The organism is Pseudoxanthobacter sp. (genome assembly GCF_036822375.1).
Taxonomy (GTDB): Bacteria; Pseudomonadota; Alphaproteobacteria; order Rhizobiales; family Segnochrobactraceae; genus Pseudoxanthobacter.
Genome location: NZ_DAISHT010000016.1, coordinates 1 through 17,731 on the forward strand (window position 1 = coordinate 1; position 17,731 = coordinate 17,731).

The 17,731-nt window shown below is 69.5% G+C and carries 16 protein-coding genes, 1 pseudogene and 1 riboswitch; of the genes and pseudogenes, 9 read left to right on the forward strand and 8 right to left on the reverse strand.

Annotated elements, in window-relative coordinates; translation table 11 throughout:
- Window positions 1-426 (forward strand): SDR family oxidoreductase (locus V7067_RS03275; RefSeq protein ID WP_334174447.1); only part of this gene is annotated, 426 nt, incomplete at its 5' end.
- A gap of 137 nt (window positions 427-563) precedes the next feature.
- Here V7067_RS03275 and V7067_RS03280 read toward each other — a convergent pair.
- From V7067_RS03280 to V7067_RS03290, 3 genes and pseudogenes are all read right to left on the reverse strand, one after another.
- Complete coding sequence (locus V7067_RS03280) at window positions 564-1,034, reverse strand: 6,7-dimethyl-8-ribityllumazine synthase (protein ID WP_334174448.1); 471 nt, start codon at window positions 1,032-1,034, stop codon at window positions 564-566.
- A 94-nt stretch (window positions 1,035-1,128) separates the two neighbouring features.
- Window positions 1,129-1,283: riboswitch (FMN riboswitch) on the reverse strand.
- Window positions 1,284-1,433: 150 nt separating this feature from the next.
- Window positions 1,434-1,781 (reverse strand): annotated as a pseudogene (gene arsC / locus V7067_RS03285) (arsenate reductase (glutaredoxin)); the annotation flags it as partial.
- A 107-nt stretch (window positions 1,782-1,888) separates the two neighbouring features.
- Complete coding sequence (locus V7067_RS03290) at window positions 1,889-3,016, reverse strand: GGDEF domain-containing protein (protein WP_334174449.1); 1,128 nt, start codon at window positions 3,014-3,016, stop codon at window positions 1,889-1,891.
- 203 nt (window positions 3,017-3,219) lie between these two features.
- On the opposite strand from V7067_RS03290, the gene V7067_RS03295 reads away from it, so the two are divergent.
- The gene (locus V7067_RS03295) at window positions 3,220-3,717 is read left to right on the forward strand and encodes a MaoC family dehydratase (protein WP_334174475.1); all 498 of its coding nucleotides are present in this window, start codon (window positions 3,220-3,222) and stop codon (window positions 3,715-3,717) included.
- Between the two features lie 43 nt (window positions 3,718-3,760).
- On the opposite strand, the gene V7067_RS03300 is transcribed toward V7067_RS03295, so the two are convergent.
- The 5 genes from V7067_RS03300 to V7067_RS03320 form a co-directional block, all read right to left on the reverse strand.
- A complete protein-coding gene (locus V7067_RS03300; RefSeq protein ID WP_334174476.1) occupies window positions 3,761-4,861 on the reverse strand; it encodes a PQQ-dependent sugar dehydrogenase in 1,101 nt (366 codons plus the stop codon).
- Window positions 4,862-5,030: 169 nt separating this feature from the next.
- A complete protein-coding gene (locus V7067_RS03305) occupies window positions 5,031-5,603 on the reverse strand; it encodes a sarcosine oxidase subunit gamma family protein (RefSeq protein ID WP_334174450.1) in 573 nt (190 codons plus the stop codon).
- Entirely contained in the window at window positions 5,596-8,562 is a 2,967-nt protein-coding gene (locus V7067_RS03310) for a sarcosine oxidase subunit alpha family protein (protein WP_334174451.1), read from the reverse strand. The genes V7067_RS03305 and V7067_RS03310 overlap by 8 nt, the downstream gene beginning before the upstream one ends.
- A complete protein-coding gene (locus tag V7067_RS03315) occupies window positions 8,559-8,837 on the reverse strand; it encodes a sarcosine oxidase subunit delta (protein WP_334174452.1) in 279 nt (92 codons plus the stop codon). Before V7067_RS03315 ends, V7067_RS03310 begins: the two co-directional genes overlap by 4 nt.
- Before the next feature lie 42 nt (window positions 8,838-8,879).
- Entirely contained in the window at window positions 8,880-10,130 is a 1,251-nt protein-coding gene (locus V7067_RS03320) for a sarcosine oxidase subunit beta family protein (protein ID WP_334174453.1), read from the reverse strand.
- 94 nt (window positions 10,131-10,224) lie between these two features.
- Here V7067_RS03320 and V7067_RS03325 point away from each other — a divergent pair, with 94 nt between their 5' ends.
- From V7067_RS03325 to V7067_RS03355, 7 genes are all read left to right on the forward strand, one after another.
- Complete coding sequence (locus V7067_RS03325) at window positions 10,225-11,265, forward strand: GlxA family transcriptional regulator (RefSeq protein ID WP_334174454.1); 1,041 nt, start codon at window positions 10,225-10,227, stop codon at window positions 11,263-11,265.
- A 119-nt stretch (window positions 11,266-11,384) separates the two neighbouring features.
- The gene (locus V7067_RS03330) at window positions 11,385-12,293 is read left to right on the forward strand and encodes a glutamine amidotransferase family protein (RefSeq protein WP_334174455.1); all 909 of its coding nucleotides are present in this window, start codon (window positions 11,385-11,387) and stop codon (window positions 12,291-12,293) included.
- A 33-nt stretch (window positions 12,294-12,326) separates the two neighbouring features.
- Entirely contained in the window at window positions 12,327-13,010 is a 684-nt protein-coding gene (locus tag V7067_RS03335; RefSeq protein WP_334174456.1) for a GXGXG domain-containing protein, read from the forward strand.
- A gap of 15 nt (window positions 13,011-13,025) precedes the next feature.
- Complete coding sequence (locus tag V7067_RS03340) at window positions 13,026-14,354, forward strand: FMN-binding glutamate synthase family protein (RefSeq protein ID WP_334174457.1); 1,329 nt, start codon at window positions 13,026-13,028, stop codon at window positions 14,352-14,354.
- Between the two features lie 117 nt (window positions 14,355-14,471).
- On the forward strand, window positions 14,472-15,779 hold the full coding sequence (gene glnT / locus V7067_RS03345; RefSeq protein ID WP_334174458.1) for a type III glutamate--ammonia ligase: 1,308 nt from the start codon (window positions 14,472-14,474) through the stop codon (window positions 15,777-15,779).
- Window positions 15,780-15,936: 157 nt separating this feature from the next.
- On the forward strand, window positions 15,937-16,821 hold the full coding sequence (gene purU / locus V7067_RS03350; protein ID WP_334174459.1) for a formyltetrahydrofolate deformylase: 885 nt from the start codon (window positions 15,937-15,939) through the stop codon (window positions 16,819-16,821).
- Between the two features lie 98 nt (window positions 16,822-16,919).
- On the forward strand, window positions 16,920-17,711 hold the full coding sequence (locus V7067_RS03355) for an aldolase (RefSeq protein ID WP_334174460.1): 792 nt from the start codon (window positions 16,920-16,922) through the stop codon (window positions 17,709-17,711).
- Window positions 17,712-17,731: the final 20 nt, after the last annotated feature.

Here is a 17,731-nt window from a genome sequence, read left to right on the forward strand (position 1 = left end):
GTGATCCGCACCAACCTCGATTCCATGTTCACCATGACCCGCCCGGTCATCGAGGGCATGCGCGAGCGCAACTTCGGCCGCATCATCTCCATCTCCTCCATCAACGGCCAGAAGGGTCAGGCCGGTCAGGCCAACTACTCGGCCGCCAAGGCGGGCATCATCGGCTTCACCAAGGCGGTCGCGCAGGAAAATGCCCGTAAGGGCATCACCGTCAACGCCATCTGCCCGGGCTACGTCGACACCGAGATGGTGCGCGCGGTGCCGCCGAAGATCCTCGAGTCGATCATCGCCACCATTCCGCTCGGCCGCCTCGGCAAGCCGGAAGAAATCGCCGGCCTCGTGACCTATCTGGCCTCCGACGCCGCCGCCTTCATCACCGGCGCCGTGATGACCATCAACGGTGGTCAGTATATCGCCAACGGCTGACGCCGGGCTTGCATCGCCACCCGCATCACCACAGATGCAGGAGGCCTCGCGGGGGTTCCCCCGCGAGGCCTTTTTTCTGACGAAACCGGCGCCGCAGCGGCCATGCGGCAGAACGCACCCGTTCAGGACACGCCCGTTCAGGCAGCGGCGTGAGCCGGCTCGATCACCGCCAGCGCCGCCGCCGCGGCCTCGCGGCCCTTCACCACGAAGTGCTCGGCAAAGAAGGTCTGGTGCACGGCATGGTCGTGATAATGATGCGGCGTCAGCACCACCGACAGCACCGGCACGTCGGTTTCAAGCTGCACCTGCATCAGCCCGTTGATAACCGCGGTTGCCACGAAATCGTGGCGATAGATGCCGCCATCCACCACCAGCCCGGCGGCGACGATGGCGCGATAGCGCCCGCCGAGGGCCAGCCGCTTGGCCCGCAGCGGAATCTCGAAGGCGCCCGGCACGTCGAACACATCGACCAGCGCCGGATCGAACCCGCCTTCGGCCAGCGCCGCCAGGAACGACTCGCGCGCCCGGCCCACGATGTCTGCATGCCAGCCGGCCTGAATGAACGCGATGCGGGACGCGGAACTGCGGGGGGAGGAAACGTGATTCACGTCGGTATCCTTCATCTCGCCCGAAGGCGAACCAAAGACCACATGAATCAGGGCACACACGGACACGCAGAAGACGGGCATGCCCGCTTCTGCCGGCCGATCTCTTTCATCCGGACTGTTACCGTCGGCTCCGGCTTCTCACCGGATCTGCTGACCCTCCCTTTTGCGGAGGCGCTCGCGGGCTCGGAACAGGCCGGATGGCCGTTCCATACCGCCGGTGGGGAATTGCACCCCGCCCTGAGATCATCACCCGCCCGGTCCGGGCGAGCCCTTTCTGAATAGGCCGCGAATCGCTTGCAAACAAGGATGGCCGTTGCCCGGTAACCGTGCAAAGCGGAACGAAATTGCAGCGCAGCATATTGCAGCACAGCAACCGGCCGGCAGCCGCGATCACGCCGCCGGCAGCAGGTCCAGCACGCTTTCGACCGGTCGGCAGAGCCGCGCGCCCCTGTCGCTCACCACGATCGGCCGGTTGAGCAGCACGGGATGGGCGGCGATGGCCGCAATCAGCGCCTCGTCGTCCAGCGCGGGGTCGCCGAGGCCGAGCTCCGCATAAGGCGTGCCCTTTTCGCGCAGCACGGCCCGCACCGGAACGCCCATACGCGCGATCAGCGCGCGCAGCGCGGCCGCATCGGGCGGCGTCTTCAGATATTCGACGACCTGCGGTTCAATGCCCGCGTCGCGGATGAGGCCCAGCACCTTGCGCGAGGTGCTGCAGGCGGGATTGTGATAGATCGTGACCGTCATTGTCGCGGCTCTCCGGTTCGCGTCGCGCGGGCAGCCCCGCGCGACGGGGCGGAAGGTGCCGCGCATCGCGCGCCGCGGTCAAGTCGCCGGTGCGCCCGGCAGCCCGCTCAGGGCAGCACGATGTTGTTGCTGGGGCGGGCCTGATGGAGCGCCCGGCGCCCCCGCGCGATCGCGCCATCGGCGGTCTCGTCCACGTCCGGAACGATCACCGCAACCGAGACGGACAGGGCGACCTGCTCCTCGCGGCGCATGTGTGCGCGCGACCGCGCCACGGCCGCCCGCACCCGCTCGGCAAAGGTGCGCGCCACGTCCTCGCGGGTATCCGGCAGCACCACGGCGAACTCGTCGCCGCCGATCCGCCCCAGCAGATCGCCGCGCCGAAGGGCGGCGTGAAGCGCCCGCGCCGTCAGCCGCAGCGCCAGATCGCCGGCCAGCTGGCCGTGGTGTTCGTTGATGTCCTCAAGGCCGTCGACATTGAACACCAGCACGGCCCCGGTCCAGCCGGCGGCATGGCTGGCGCGCACCAGATTGCCGGCCGCCGCCATGAAGGCATCCCGCCGCAGGCATCCGGTCAGCGGATCGACGGCAATGTTCTCGCGCAGCGAATTCAGCACGCCGCGCAGCGCAAGGCCCAGCAGCAGCCCCACAAGGCCCGAGGCCACCGTGACAACCCCCAGCAGCCACAGCGCGCGATAATCCGTCAGAGCGCCGGCAATCGTCGGCCGGTCGGTCGGGCGCACCACCAGAACCCGGATGCCGGCCAGCGCGTGGTCCCGTTCGGCGATCACCGGCGACAGCGCGACCAGCGACTGGCTGCCGCCGAAACGGCCGATGGTCAGCACTTTCTGATAGCAGGCCCGGTTGATGGCGCGCTGCGTCATCTCCAGACGCGCCCCCTCTCCAAGCGGGCCGTCGGGCGCGGAAAGCCGCTGCACGCACATTTCCGCCCGGTTGGCCCCGTTCAGCGCCAGCGTGGTCGCAGTGATGACGAGAAAGCTCGTCGGTCGGTGCAGCGTGACCTCGTCGACCAGATCGCCGTCGAGATGGGCGGTTTCGTAGAACCGCGCCACGCTGTCGATGTGGCCCGACTGGTTGGCCCAGTCATCCAGCGCGACGACATAGAGCACGCCCGCCGTGACGACGAACGACAGCAGCGCACCGATCGCCGCAAACGCCCGCGGGGCCAGCAGCGATGGCAGCGCCAATCGGAGGAACCGGCTGAAACGCCGAATCATGATCCCGGCCGGTTCCTGTTTAAACTGTCTGCCGCCTGGCAGGTCCGCGTGTCCGTTGGGGGGAGCCCCTCTTCACCACCCCTGAAAGGCAGCTTATACAGAAGACAACCCTGTCGAGGACTCTCGGTCCGGCAGAAATTGCGCGGTTGGCCCGTCACATTTTTTTGTTGTGCCACAATCCGGCCGCAGGAGCGAGCATGGCGATGGATTGCAAGTCCGCCCCGGTTTCCGACCCGCCGGCTGCGGAAAATGAACCGGCCCTCTGGCTCGGCGACCTGCAGCCGGGCCAGCGCTTCGTCAGCGGCTCGCACGCCCTCGATGCCGGCCAGATCCGCGCCTTCGCCGCAGCGTTCGACCCGCAGCCCTTCCATCTCGATGCAGAGGCGGCGCGCGACACGCTGTTCGGCGGGCTGGCTGCCAGCGGATGGCACACCGCCGCCATCACGATGCGTCTGATGGTGGATGGCGGGCTGCCGCTGGCCGGCGGGCTGATCGGTGCCGGCGCGGATATCCGCTGGCCCCGCCCGACCCGGCCGGGCGACGTGCTGCATGTGGAATGCGAGGTGATGACCGTCGCGCCCTCGCGCTCGCACCCCGAGCGCGGCCTTGCCACGGTGCGCAGCCTGACGCTCAACCAGAACGGCGAGGTCGTGCAGGACATGACCTCCCGCGTCGTGGTCTGGCGCCGCCGGCCGGCATAGGCCGGGGCAGACCGCCCCGGCAGCGGAGCCGCCCGGATGCCGCTCAGCGCGTGGCCGGCGTCAGCCGCAGCAGCCGGCCTTCGGGGCTGTCCTCGATCAGCCAGACGGCCCCGTCGGGCCCCACCGCGACATCGCGGATGCGCTCGCCCATGTCCCAGCGCTCCACCTCGTGCGGATTACCCGCCCGGTCGAAGGCCACGCGCACCAGCGCCGTGGAGCGCAGCCCGCCGATGAGCGCGGAGCCGCGCCACTGCGGGAACAGCGTGCCCTGATAGAACGCCAGCCCGGCCGGGGCGATGACCGGCGTCCAGTAAACGGCCGGCGCCATGAACTCCGGCCGCGTCGCATGGCGGGGAATCGGCGTTCCGTTGTAGTTGTCGCCGTTCGAGACCAGCGGCCAGCCATAATTGCGGCCCGACAGAATAAGGTTGAACTCGTCGCCGCCCATCGGCCCCATCTCGTGCAGCCAGAGCTGGCCGTTGGGGGCAAAGGCGAGCCCGTAGGGGTTGCGGTGCCCGGTGGTCCAGGTCTGGCCGCGCACGCCCCCGGCCGCGGCCCACGGATTATCCGCCGGGGTGGTGCCATCGGGGTTGAGGCGCAGCACCTTGCCGCGCGCCTGATCGGGGTCCTGCGCGCTCTGCGGCACCATGCGGTCGCCGACAGTCAGGAACAGGTGCCGCCCGTCGGGCGAAAAGGCGATGATGCCGCCGGGCTGGCCGCGCCCGCCCTCCGGCGTCTGGCGCCAGATCACCGTCGCATCGGCCAGCGCCGGCCCGCGCGGCGTCTCGTCGAGGCGCGCCTTCATCAGCGCCAGCGTGCCGCCGCCCGGCGAAGGCGCCACATAGGTGAGATAGACGGTGCGGTCGGCCGCAAATGTCGGCGCGATGGCCACGTCGAGCAGGCCGTTCTGGCCGTCATAGGAGACCGGCGGCACGCCGGAGACCTTCTCGCGCGCGCCCTTCTGGCTGACGCGATAGAGCGCGCCGCCCTTCTCCGTCACCAGCATGCAGCCATCGGGCAGAAAGGCGATGGCCCACGGCGTGTCGAAGGTGGCGACAGCCGTGGAAACGAACGGCACGACCGGGCTCGGCTGGTTGAGGCCGGCATTCTCGGACGCGGCCGCGACCGGCCCGGGGGCCGTCATCGCCAGCGCCATCATCGCCGCTGCCAGAAGGTGCAAGCCCCGTGTCCGCATTGCCGTCCGCTCCCCGTGCCACAGGCCGCGCCGGCTTTTCCCGCTCGCCGGCTCCGTCCGTGCTGGTGGCCGAGAAGATCGGCAATCTCGTGGCCGGCGCCGGGTTATCCTCCGTTCGTCACACCACCGCGGCAACGGCGGCGAGTTCATCCCAGAGACTGCCGGCATAGGAGCGCAGCACCAGAAGCTCGAAGCGCTGCGGCGCCGTGCGGGTGATGTGCAGGCCGATGCCGCCGAACAGCGTCTGCTCCGACTGTCCGACCGGGAAGGCCGCCTCCGAAAGGTCCAGCCCGGCGCCGCGATTCAGCACATCGGCGGCCCGCGGGCCTTCCACCGCCAGCGGCACACGGCCATGGCTCTGGTCGCTGAGCGCGGCAATGCCGGCCACGCTCTGCGCCTTGTGCCGCACGTCGGCGGCCGGCAGGGCATCCGGGCCCACCACCAGCCACTGGCCGGGCCCGAGGCGGCGCACCGCGTGGGGGCTGCCGTCGCCGAGTGCGACAACGGCGGGCGGCGCGGCCGGACCGGCATCCGGGGTAACGGCAACGAGTGCAAGCAGGACGTGGCCCTGCGGCAGCGCCCGCAGATGCACGATGCCGTCGCGCTCCACCGGCGGCCGGTCGAGGGCCGGGCGGCACAGCAGGGCACCGACCGTGGCGGCGGCGGCAGCGGTGGCAGCAGGATCAGCCATGGAGCTTCTCGTTGTTCACGTCCACGAACACGGGATGGGTGATGATCGCCGGCACCGCGGTGCCTTCAAGCCCGTTCCACACCACCACCTCCTCGCCGCAGCGCGCGCGCCCGCCCTTCACCAGCGCAAGGCCGATGTGCGAACCGACATGGGGCGAGAAGCAGCCGGAGGTGACATAGCCGAGGTCGTTGTCGCGGTTTGCCTCCGCCCCCCGCGGCAGCACCAGGGCGCCGGTGCGGAAGCTCGCCGCCACGTCCACCGGCCGCAGGCCCACCAGAACGGCGCGGTCCGGGGCCTTCAGGCCTTCGCGGTCCAGCATCGCCCGGCCGATGAAATCCGGCTTGGTGGCGGAAACCATACGGCCGAGGCCGAGGTCGTCGGCGGTCACCCGGCCGCTGATTTCGGCGTGGGTGACGTGCCCCTTCTCGATGCGCAGCACGCCAAGCGCCTCGCTGCCATAAGCCACGATGCCATGGGCGGCCCCCGCCAGCATCAGCGCATCGGCCACCGCCTCGCCATAGCCGGCCGGCACCGCAAGCTCGAACGCCCGTTCGCCGGAGAACGAGATCCGGAACAGCCGCCCTTCCAGCCGGCCGCCGAACAGCGTCACCGTGCGTGCGGCGAGATAGGGCATGGCCGCATCGGAAATGTCGTCGTCGACGACCTCCGACAGGATGCGGCGCGATTTCGGCCCGGCGATCGCCATCTGCGCCCACTGGTCGGTGGCGCTGACGAGGCGCACGTCGAGGTCCGGCCACAGCACCTGCGCGCAGAATTCCAGATGCGTCAGCACGCCGGCCGCCTGCGCGGTGGTGGTGGTCATGAAGAAATGGTCTTCCGCCAGCCGGCTGGTGGTGCCGTCGTCATAGATATGGCCATCCTCGCGCAGCATGATGCCATAGCGCGCGCGGCCCACCGGCAGCCGGGCAAAGCCGTTGCAATAGACGCGGTTGAGGAATTCCGCCGCGTCGCGGCCGAACACCTCGATCTTGCCGAGGGTGGAGACATCGCACAGGCCGGCGGCGGCGCGCACGGCCCGCACCTCGCGGTCCACGCTCTGCCGCCACTGCGTCTCGCCGGCCCGGGGAAAATAGGCCGGCCGGTACCACGGCCCGGTTTCCACGAACACCGCGCCGAGCTTTTCCGCCCAGCCGTGCAGCGGCGAGCGCCGCACCGGGCGGAAAGCCGCGCCGCGGGCCGGACCGGCCAGCGCACCGAAGGAAACGGGCGTGTAGAACGGGCGGAAGGTGGTGGTGCCGATTTCCGCCGGGCTCACCCCGCGCGCCTCCGCCAGAAGGCCGATGGCGTTGATGTTGGAGAGCTTGCCCTGATCGGTCGCCATGCCGTTGGTGGTGTAGCGCTTGGCGTGTTCGACGTGGCCATAGCCCTCGCGCACCGCAAGAGCGAGGTCGCCGGTATGCACGTCGTTCTGGAAATCGACGAAGGCCTTGCCCTTGCTGCCGTTCACCCGCCACAGCGGCGCCGCGGGGCGGATTTCCGGCGCCCCGCCGATGGCCCCGAAGGCAACCGGACGGGCCGTCAGACCGAGATCGGCAAGGGCGGCGATGGCCGCGGCCGCCCCGCTTTCAAGGCAGGCGCCGAGACCGCCGAGGCCGGCGGCCGCGCCGGCCGGCTGCAGGCCGCGGAGGCCGGCCGGGGCCACAAAGGCGCCGAGGCCCTCGTTCCACACCGGCCGCCCGCCGCGCTGACAGGCCAGATGGATGCGCGGGCTGAAGCCGCCGCTCACCGCCAGCGCATCGGCCTCGATGCGCCGTGTCGTGCCGCCGTGGCGCACGCCGATCGCCTCCAGCCCCCGGCCGCCGAACGTGTGCGTCACCGTCGCCCCGGTGAAATGCGCCGCAACGCCGGCCGGCGCCGCCGCCGGTGCCGCGGCGCCGGCATCGACGAGCGCCACCACATTGACGCCCGCGGCAACAAGATCGGCCGCCGCAGCCGCCCCGGCATCGCCGCTGGCGAACACCGCCACCTTGCGGCCCACCGCCACGCCCTCGCGCAGGGCATAGCCCGTGGCCGCCCCGGCCAGCATCACGCCCGGCCGGTCGTTGCCGCCAAACACCAGCGGCCGTTCCTCCGCTCCGCTTGCCAGCACCGCGCGCCGCGCCGCAACCCGCCACAGCCGCTCGAACGGCGCCGCCGGCCCCTGGCCCTCGCGGCGTCCGCCCACGCGCTCCAGCGCCCCGAACACGTTGTCGTCGTACCAGCCGAACACGGTCGTGCGCGGGAAGAGACGCACGTTGGGGCAGCTGCCGAGTTCGGCCCACAGCGCAGCCGCAAAATCGGGGGCGGGGGTTTCGCCGATCGTCGCCCGGCTCTTCAGCAGCGTACCGCCGGGCCGCTCGCCCTCGTCCATCACAATGACGTTCGCACCGGCGCGCGCCGCCGTCAGCGCCGCGGCAAGGCCCGCCGGCCCGGCGCCCGCCACCAGCAGATCGCAGTGCGCCCAAGCTTTCTCGTAGGTATCCGGATCGGCCTCGCCGCCCGCCCGGCCAAGGCCCGCGGCGCGGCGGATGAACGGCTCATAGACCTTTTCCCAGAACGACGCCGGCCACATGAAGGTCTTGTAGTAGAAGCCGGCGGAAAGGAACGGCCCGAGCAGGCCGTTCAGCGCGCCGACATCGAAATCGAGGCTCGGCCAGCGGTTCTGGCTTTCCGCGACAAGCCCTTCTTCCAGCGCCACCATGGTGGCGCGGGTGTTGGGCGTGCGCCGGCCGCCGGTGCCGATGGTGACGAGGGCGTTCGGCTCCGCGGCGCCATCGGTATAGACCCCGCGCGGCCGGTGATATTTGAACGAGCGGCCCACCAGCATCCGCCCGCCGGCCAGCAGCGCCGAGGCCAGAGTGTCGCCGGGGTGGCCGGTCATCGCCGTGCCGTCGAAGGTGAAATGCAGGGTGCGGGAGCGGTCGATCAGACCGCCGCGCTCAAGGCGATAGCCGGTCACGCCTTCACCTCCACGGCCGCAGCGAGGCTTGCATCGCGCACGGCAAGGGTTTCGTTTGTTGCGGTGTTGCGCGTCACCACCAGCCAGCGACGACAGCCGGCGGTGTGGTGCCAGTGCTCGTCATGCACGCCGCGCGGGTTGTCGCGCAGGTAGACATAGGCGAACCACGCCTCCTCGCCGGCCTCCGGGGCCGGGCGGGAGACGGCGCTGCCGCGCACGGTGAATTCCTCCCGCGGGCGCACGCCGCAGTGGGGGCAGTGAATGAGGCTCGCCATGGGCCCGACCTTTCACATCCGTATCCGGCGCAGGTTGCGCACTCAGTGCAGGTTGGGCTGCGCGCCCACACCCTTCTCGTCGATCAGGAAACCGCGGCGGAAACGGTCGAGCCGGAAGGCCGCCGCCACCGGATGCGGCGCACCGCGGGCGAGGAGATGGGCAAAGCAGAAGCCGGAGCCGGGCGTTGCCTTGAAGCCGCCGTAGCACCAGCCGCTGTTGAGATAGAGATTGTCGAGATCGGTGCGGTCGATGATGGGGGAGCCGTCCATCGACATATCCATGATGCCGCCCCACGAGCGCAGCACCCGCAGCCGCGACAGCGACGGGATCATGGCCACGCCGGCCTCGGCCACGTTCTCCACTGTGGCGAGGTTGCCGCGCTGGGCATAGGAATTGTAGCCGTCGATATCGCCGCCGAACACCAGCCCGCCCTTGTCGGACTGCGACACATAGAAGTGTCCGGCACCATAGGTGATGACGGTATCGATCAGCGGCTTCAGCCCTTCCGTCACGAAGGCCTGCAGAACGTGGCTTTCCATCGGCAGCGTCAGGCCGGCCATCTTCGCCGTCAGGCTGGAGGAACCGGCGGTTGCCAGCGCCACCTTGCCGGCGCCGATAAAGCCGCGCGTGGTCTCCACCCCGGTGACCCGGCCGCCCTCCCGGCGGATGCCGGTCACCTCGCAATGGGGAATGATGTCGACGCCGCGCTGCGAAGCGCCGCGCGCATAGCCCCACGCCACCGCATCGTGGCGCACCGTGCCGCCGCGGGCATGATAGAGCGCGCCCTTGATGGGGAAACGCGCGTTGTCGAAATCCAGATAGGGCAGCCGCTCGCGCAGCGCCTCGCGCCCGATCAGCTCCGCCCCGGCACCGTCGAGATGCATGGTATTGCCGCGGCGGGTGTAGGCATCGCGCTGGCCGTCGGAATGATAGAGATTGTAGATGCCGCGCTGGGAAACCATCGCGTTGAAATTGAAATCCTGCTCCAGCCCTTCCCACAGCTTCAGCGAGAGTTCGTAGAACGGATTGTTGCCGGGGAGCAGGTAATTGGAGCGGATGATGGTGGTGTTGCGGCCGATGTTGCCGCTGCCGATCCAGCTCTTTTCCAGCACCGCCACGTTGGAGAGGCCGAATTCTTTCGCCAGATAATAAGCGGTGGCAAGACCGTGGCCGCCGCCGCCGACGATGACGACATCGTAATGCGGCTTCGGGGCCGGACTGGCCCATGCCGGCTGCCAGCGGCGGTTGCCGGTCAGTCCGTTCAGCACAATCGAGAGCGCGGAATAGCGCATGGAATGCCCTGCCTCAGCTTCGGTTCGCTCATGATGCACGGCACCGGGCCCGCCCGGCTTGCAGGAAAGAGACGTTTTCCGATAAATTCACGCCATGCCCGCGCCCCCGCCCCCGCCTGTTGCCGCCCCGCCATCGCCGCACGGCGCGCTTCAGCGCATCGGTTTCGTGCTGGTGCCGGGCTTCGCTCTGATGTCCTATGCCTCGGCGGCCGAACCGTTCCGCGCCGCCAACATTCTCGCCGGCCGGCCGCTCTATGCCGTCTCGGCTTTTGCCGAAGGCGGCGGCAGCGTGCCGAGTTCCGGTGCCGCCGCGGTGCCGGCGGCCCCGCTCGGCGAGGCGCGCGGGCTCCACAGCGTGTTCGTCTGTGCCGGCGGCGCGCCGTCGCAGTGGCACCGGCCGGCCGTCCACGCCCTGCTGCGCCAGCTCGCCAGCGAGGGGGTGCGCATCGGCGGCATTTCCGGCGGGCCCTATCTGCTGGCGGCGGCCGGCCTGCTGCACCGCCGCCGCTTCACCATCCACTGGGAACACGCCGCCGCCCTGACCGAGGCCTTTCCCGATCTCGCCCCGGAACCGGCGCGCTTCGTCATCGACCGCGACCGTCTCACCTGCGGCGGTGGCATCGCCCCGCTGGACATGATGCACGCCCTGATCGCCGCCCGCATGGGGCCGGACTTCGCCCGCCGCGTCTCCGACTGGTTCCTGCACACCGAGATCGGCGCCGCCGCCGGCCCCCAGCGCGGATCGCTCAGCGAGCGCTACGGCGTGCACCACCCCGGCGTGCTGGCGGTGCTGGAAAAGATGGAAGCCGGTCTCGATGCGCCGCTGGCGCGCGCCGGGCTGGCGCGGCTGGCCGGGGTCAGCCCGCGCCAGCTCGACCGGCTGTTTGCCGCCCATCTCGGCACCGGCGTGGCGGGCACGCACCGCCGGCTGCGCCTCGACCACGGCCGCCGGCTGCTGCGCGAAAGCCCGCTGGCCATTGCCGAGATCGCCTTTGCCACCGGCTTTTCCAGCGCCGGCCATTTCGCCCGCTGCTATCGCGCCGCCTTCGGCCTCAGCCCCGGCGACGAGCGGCGCGGCCACGGGACGGAGCGCGTTTCCCTGCGATCGTCCGAATATTCTTCTGACGAAAATTAATTTCCTTCCGCTCTTGAAGCCGGCACCGATTTGCGGCATCCCATAGGCAGCGGACGCGGGGCCGCGTCCTCAGAACCCAACCAGACTGCCAAACCGGACTGCCAAAAGGGGGTCGCCACATGTGCGGCATCGTCGGACTGTTCCTGAAGGACAAGTCGCTGGAACCGGAGCTGGGCGCGATGCTCTCCGCCATGCTCGTGACCATGACCGATCGCGGGCCGGATTCCGCCGGCATCGCCATCTACGGCGAAAGCCGGCCGGGCCTTGCCAAGATCACCGTGCAGTCGCCCGATCCGGCCGCGGATTTCCACGCCCTCGAAGCCGAACTGGTGCCGGTGACGGGCGGCGCGGTGAGCGTGAGCGTGAAGAACACCCATGCGGTCATCACCGTGCCGGCGGCGAGCGTGGCCGACGTGCGCGCCGCGCTCGCCCGCATCGCGCCTTCGGTGCGCGTGATGGGTGCCGGCGAAAGCGTTGAAATCTACAAGGAAACCGGCCTGCCGAAGGACGTCGTCTCCCGCTTCGGCATCGCCGCCATGGGCGGCACCCACGGCATCGGCCACACCCGCATGGCGACCGAATCCGCCGTCACCACGCTGGGGGCCCACCCGTTCTCCACCGGGCCGGACCAGTGCCTCGTGCACAACGGCTCGCTTTCCAACCACAACAACCTGCGCCGCGAGATGAAGCGCGCCGGCATCGGCTTCGAGACGGAGAACGACTCAGAGGTGGCGGCCGCCTATCTCACCGCCGAAATGGCCCGCGGCAAGGATCTGGGGGCGGCGCTGGAAGGCGCGCTCGACGACCTCGACGGCTTCTACACCTTCGTCGTCGGCACCCGTTCGGGCTTCGGCGTGCTGCGCGATCCCATCGCCTGCAAGCCGGCCGTGATGGCCGAGACCGAGCGCTATGTGGCGTTCGGCTCCGAATACCGTGCCCTCGTCGGCCTGCCGGGCATCGAGAGCGCCCGCGTGTGGGAGCCGGAGCCGGCGACCGTCTATTTCTGGGACCGCAGCAAGGCGGCCTGAGGCGACAGCACCCGGCAGAGGAATCAAGCACCCATGCCCCATTTCGACCTTGCCACCCAGCCGCTGCGCGCGCTGAACAGCGCCCTGCACGGCGTGGACCCGGCCAGCAACGACACCGTGTTTGAAATCACCAACCCGCGCGGCAGCCACGCCGTGGCGGTGGGCATCGACAGCCCCGTGACCGTCAACGTGCACGGTTCGGTCGGCTATTACTGCGCCGGCATGAACGACGGCGGCACCGTAACCGTGCACGGCTCGGCCGGGCCGGGCGTGGCGGAAAACATGATGGCCGGCACCGTCGTGATCGAAGGCGACGCCTCGCAATATGCCGGGGCGACCGGCCGCGGCGGCCTGCTCGTCATCCGCGGCAATGCCGCCTCGCGCTGCGGCATCTCCATGAAGGGCATCGACATCGTGGTGCACGGCTCCATCGGCCACATGTCGGCCTTCATGGCGCAGTCGGGCAACCTCGTCGTGCTGGGCGATGCCGGCGAGGCGCTGGGCGACAGCCTTTACGAGGCGCGCCTGTTCGTGCGCGGCGCGGTGAAAAGCCTCGGGGCCGACTGCATCGAAAAGGAGATGCGGCCGGAACACCTGGCGCTGCTGGCAGAGCTGCTGCAGCGGGCCGGCGCCGATGCCGACCCGGCCGAGTTCCGCCGCTACGGCTCGGCCCGCAAGCTCTACAACTTCCACATCGACAACGCCGACGCCTACTGAGGGGAGATGCGACCCGTGAGCTATCAGAACCCGCACACCCCGCCGCGCCGCTCCGCCACCTTCGACGATGCCACGCTTGCCGAAATCCGCCGCGCGGCGGCCACCGGCATCTATGACATCCGCGGCGGCGGCACCAAGCGCAAGGTGCCCCACTTCGACGACCTGCTGTTTCTCGGCGCCTCCATCTCGCGCTATCCGCTGGAAGGCTACCGCGAGCGCTGCGATACCTCCGTCACCCTCGGCACGCGGTTTGCGAAAAAGCCGATCCGGCTGAAGATCCCGATCACCATCGCCGGCATGAGCTTCGGCGCGCTTTCGGGGCCGGCCAAGGAGGCGCTGGGGCGCGGTGCCAGCCTTGCCGGCACCTCCACCACCACCGGCGACGGCGGCATGACGGACGAGGAGCGCGGCCATTCCGACGTGCTCGTCTATCAGTACCTGCCCTCGCGCTACGGCATGAACCCGAAGGATCTGCGCCGTGCCGACGCCATCGAGGTGGTGGTCGGTCAGGGCGCCAAGCCCGGCGGCGGCGGCATGCTGCTGGGCCAGAAGATCTCCGACCGCGTGGCCGAAATGCGCACCCTGCCGAAGGGCATCGACCAGCGCTCCGCCTGCCGCCATCCCGACTGGACCGGCCCCGACGATCTGGAAATCAAGATCCTCGAACTGCGCGAAATCACCGACTGGGAAAAGCCCGTCTACATCAAGGTCGGCGGCTCGCGGCCCTATTACGACACCGCCCTTGCGGTGAAGGCCGGGGCCGACGTGGTGGTGCTGGACGGCATGCAGGGCGGCACCGCCGCCACGCAGGACGTGTTCATCGAACATGTCGGCCAGCCGATTCTGGCCTGCGTGCGCCCGGCCGTTCAGGCGCTGCAGGATCTCGGCATGCACCGCAAGGTGCAGCTTATCGTCTCCGGCGGCATCCGCAACGGCGCCGACGTGGCCAAGGCCATGGCGCTCGGGGCCGACGCGGTTTCCATCGGCACGGCCGCGCTGGTGGCGATCGGCGACAACGACCCGAAGTGGGAGGCCGAATATCAGGCCCTCGGCTCCACGGCCGGCGCCTATGACGACTGGCACGAAGGCCGCGACCCGGCCGGCATCACCACGCAGGACCCCGAACTCGCCGCCCGGCTCGATCCGGTCGCGGCCGGCCGGCGCCTTGCCAACTATCTGAAGGTGATGACGCTGGAAGCCCAGACCATCGCCCGTGCCTGCGGCCACAACAGCCTGCACAATCTGGAGCCGGAGGATCTGGTGGCCCTGACGATGGAGGCCGCCGCCATGGCCCGCGTGCCGCTGGCCGGCACCGACTGGTATCCCGGCAAGGGCGGGTTCTGAGCCCCCCGGCCGGCCGGGGACCGGCGGCGGCTGCCGCCGGTCCTCCCAATCAAAAAAACACACTCCTTCCATCCGCAATCGCGACAGCGCCGCCTGATTTCCGAGGGGAACCGCGCCGTGACAACCGATCTTGCCGCCTTTGCCGCCGAGCGCGGCATCCGCTATTTCCTGATCAGCTACACCGATCTGTTCGGCGGCCAGCGCGCCAAGCTGGTGCCGGCCGCCGCCATCGCCGCCATGCAGGAGGAAGGCGCCGGCTTTGCCGGCTTCGCCACCTGGCTGGACCTGACGCCCGCCCACCCCGACATCCTCGCCGTGCCGGACCCGGCCTCCGTCATCCAGCTGCCGTGGAAGAAGGAGGTGGCATGGGTTGCCGCCGACTGCACCATGGATGGCCGACTGGTGGAGCAGGCCCCGCGCGTGGTGCTGAAGCGGCAGGTGGAACGCGCCGCCGCCGCCGGGCTTCGCGTGCGCACCGGCGTGGAGCCGGAGTTCTTCCTGATCGCACCGGAAGGCGAGGCCATTTCCGACGGCTTCGACACCGCCGCCAAGCCCTGTTACGACCAGCAGGCGCTGATGCGCCGCTATGATGTGATCGCCGAGATCTGCGACTGCATGCTGGAACTCGGCTGGGAGCCCTACCAGAACGACCACGAAGACGCCAACGGCCAGTTCGAGATGAACTGGAAGTTCGACGATGCGCTGGCAACCGCCGACAAGCATTCGTTCTTCAAGTTCATGGTCAAGTCGATCGCCGAGAAGCACGGCCTGCGCGCAACCTTCATGCCGAAGCCGTTCGCCAGCCTCACCGGCAACGGCTGCCACTGCCACATCTCCATGTGGAACCTCGACGGCACCGCCAATGCCTTCGCCGATCCGGCGATGCCGTTCGGCCTGTCGGCCGAGGGGCTGCACTTCCTCGGCGGCATCATGAACCATGCCACCGGCATTGCCGCCCTCACCAATCCGACCGTCAATTCCTACAAGCGCATCAATGCCCCGCGCACGGTTTCCGGCGCCACCTGGGCGCCGAATTCGGTCACGTGGACCGGCAACAACCGCACCCACATGGTGCGTGTGCCGGGGCCAGGCCGCTTTGAACTGCGCCTGCCGGACGGCGCGGCGAACCCCTACCTGCTGCAGGCCGTGATCATCGCCGCCGGCCTCAACGGCGTGGCCGCCGGCGCCGATCCGGGCCCGCATTCCGATCTCGACATGTATCGCGACGGCCACCTCGTGGCCGATGCGCCGAAGCTGCCGCTGAACCTGCTCGACGCGCTGCGCGCTTTCGAGGCCGACGGCGAGCTGCAGGCCGCCATCGGGCCGGATTTCGCCGCCGCCTTCATCAGGCTGAAGCACGACGAGTGGACGACCTACTGCAGCCAGTTCACGCGGTGGGAACACGACACCACGCTCGACATCTGATCCCTCCGCCGCCTGTGCGGCCGGCCGTTGCAGCGGCCGCACAGGACGGGCCGGGCGGAACCGGCGGGACAAGACCATGTCGGCTGGATCCTCGCCGCCGGCCACGACCCGCCTCTATGCAGATCATCCCACCTCCAGCCTTTCAGGGTGCTGCGCGATGAGCCAGTTCGTTCTCACCGTCACCTGTCCCTCCCGCCGCGGCATCGTGGCCGCCATTTCCGGCTATCTGGCCGGTCAGGGCTGCAACATCATCGACAGCGTGCAGTTCGACGATGTCGATAACGGCCGCTTCTTCATGCGCGTCGGTTTCGATTCGGAAGAGAGCGTCGCCTTCGAGACGATCCGCGACGGCTTTGCCGCCGTCGCCGCGCCGCTGGCGCTCGATTACCGCTTCTACGGAGCCCGCGAGCGCGTGAAGGTGCTGCTCATGGTCTCCCGCTTCGGCCATTGCCTGAACGACCTGCTCTATCGCTGGAAGATCGGCGCACTGCCGATCGATATCGTGGGCGTGGTCTCCAACCATTTCGATTATCAGAAGGTGGTGGTGAACCACGACATTCCGTTCCACTGCATTCCGGTCACCGCGAAGAACAAGACGGGGGCGGAGGACCGGCTGCTGGAGATCGTGCAGTCCACCGGCACCGAACTCGTGGTTCTGGCGCGCTACATGCAGGTGCTGTCGGACCGGCTGTGTGCGGAAATGTCGGGGCGGATCATCAACATCCACCACTCGTTCCTGCCCTCCTTCAAGGGTGCCAACCCTTACAAGCAGGCCTTCGAGCGCGGCGTGAAGCTGATCGGCGCCACCGCCCACTATGTCACGGCCGACCTCGACGAAGGCCCGATCATCGAGCAGGACGTGGCCGCCGTCACCCATGCGCAGAACCCGGCCGACTATGTCTCCATCGGCCGCGACGTGGAAGCCCGGGTGCTGGCCCGCGCCATCCACGCCCACATCAACCACCGCGTCTTCCTCAACGGCAGCCGCACCGTGGTGTTTCCGCCGAGCCCGGGGTCCTATGCCTCCGAACGCATGGGATAAGGCGCGGGATGAAGACAAAGACGCGGGATGCGCGGGGATGACAAGCCGGAGCGGCCGGCCGATAGTGTCGGCCTGCTCTGCTGACGGAAAAGCCTGCCATGGCCCATGAACTCTCGCTCACGCCCGCCGCACCGGCGGTGCTGCGCAACCTGCCGCTCGATACCGATGCCATTCAGGCCGCCCGCCTCGATCTGGCGGCCAGCTTCCGCTGGGCGGCCCGGCTGGGGCTGGCGGAGGGCATCTGCAACCATTTCTCCGCCGTGGTGCCCGGCCACAGCGACCTCTTTCTCGTCAATCCCTATGGCTGTGCCTTCAGCGAAGTGACGGCATCGAGCCTGCTGATCTGCGATTATGACGGCCACGTCATCGCCGGGGCGGGCCAGCCGGAGGCGACCGCGTTCTATATCCACGCCCAGCTTCACCGCCGCCTGCCCCACGCTGCCGCCGCCTTCCACACCCACATGCCCTATGCTACCGCACTGGCCATGACGGCGGGCGAACCGCTGGTGTGGGCCGGGCAGACGGCCCTGAAATTCTGGGGCCGCACCGCGGTCGACGAGACCTATAACGGCCTTGCCCTCGACGACGGCGAGGGCGCGCGCATCGCCGCCGCCATCGGCACGGCCGATATCGTGTTCATGCGCAGCCATGGCGTGATGGTGCTGGGCCGCACCATCGCCGAGGCCTTCGACGACCTCTATTATCTGGAACGCGCCGCGGAAGTGCAGGTCAAGGCCATGTCCACCGGCCGGCCGCTGATTCCGGTGCCGGCGGACGTGGCCGAGGCCACCGCGCGCCAGATGCGCGCCGGCGATGCGGAAAGCGCCCGGCTGCACCTTGAGAGCATCCGCCGCCAGCTCGACCTGAGCGACCCGGCCTATCGCCTCTGAGCGGCCGCCGCCCGGCCGTC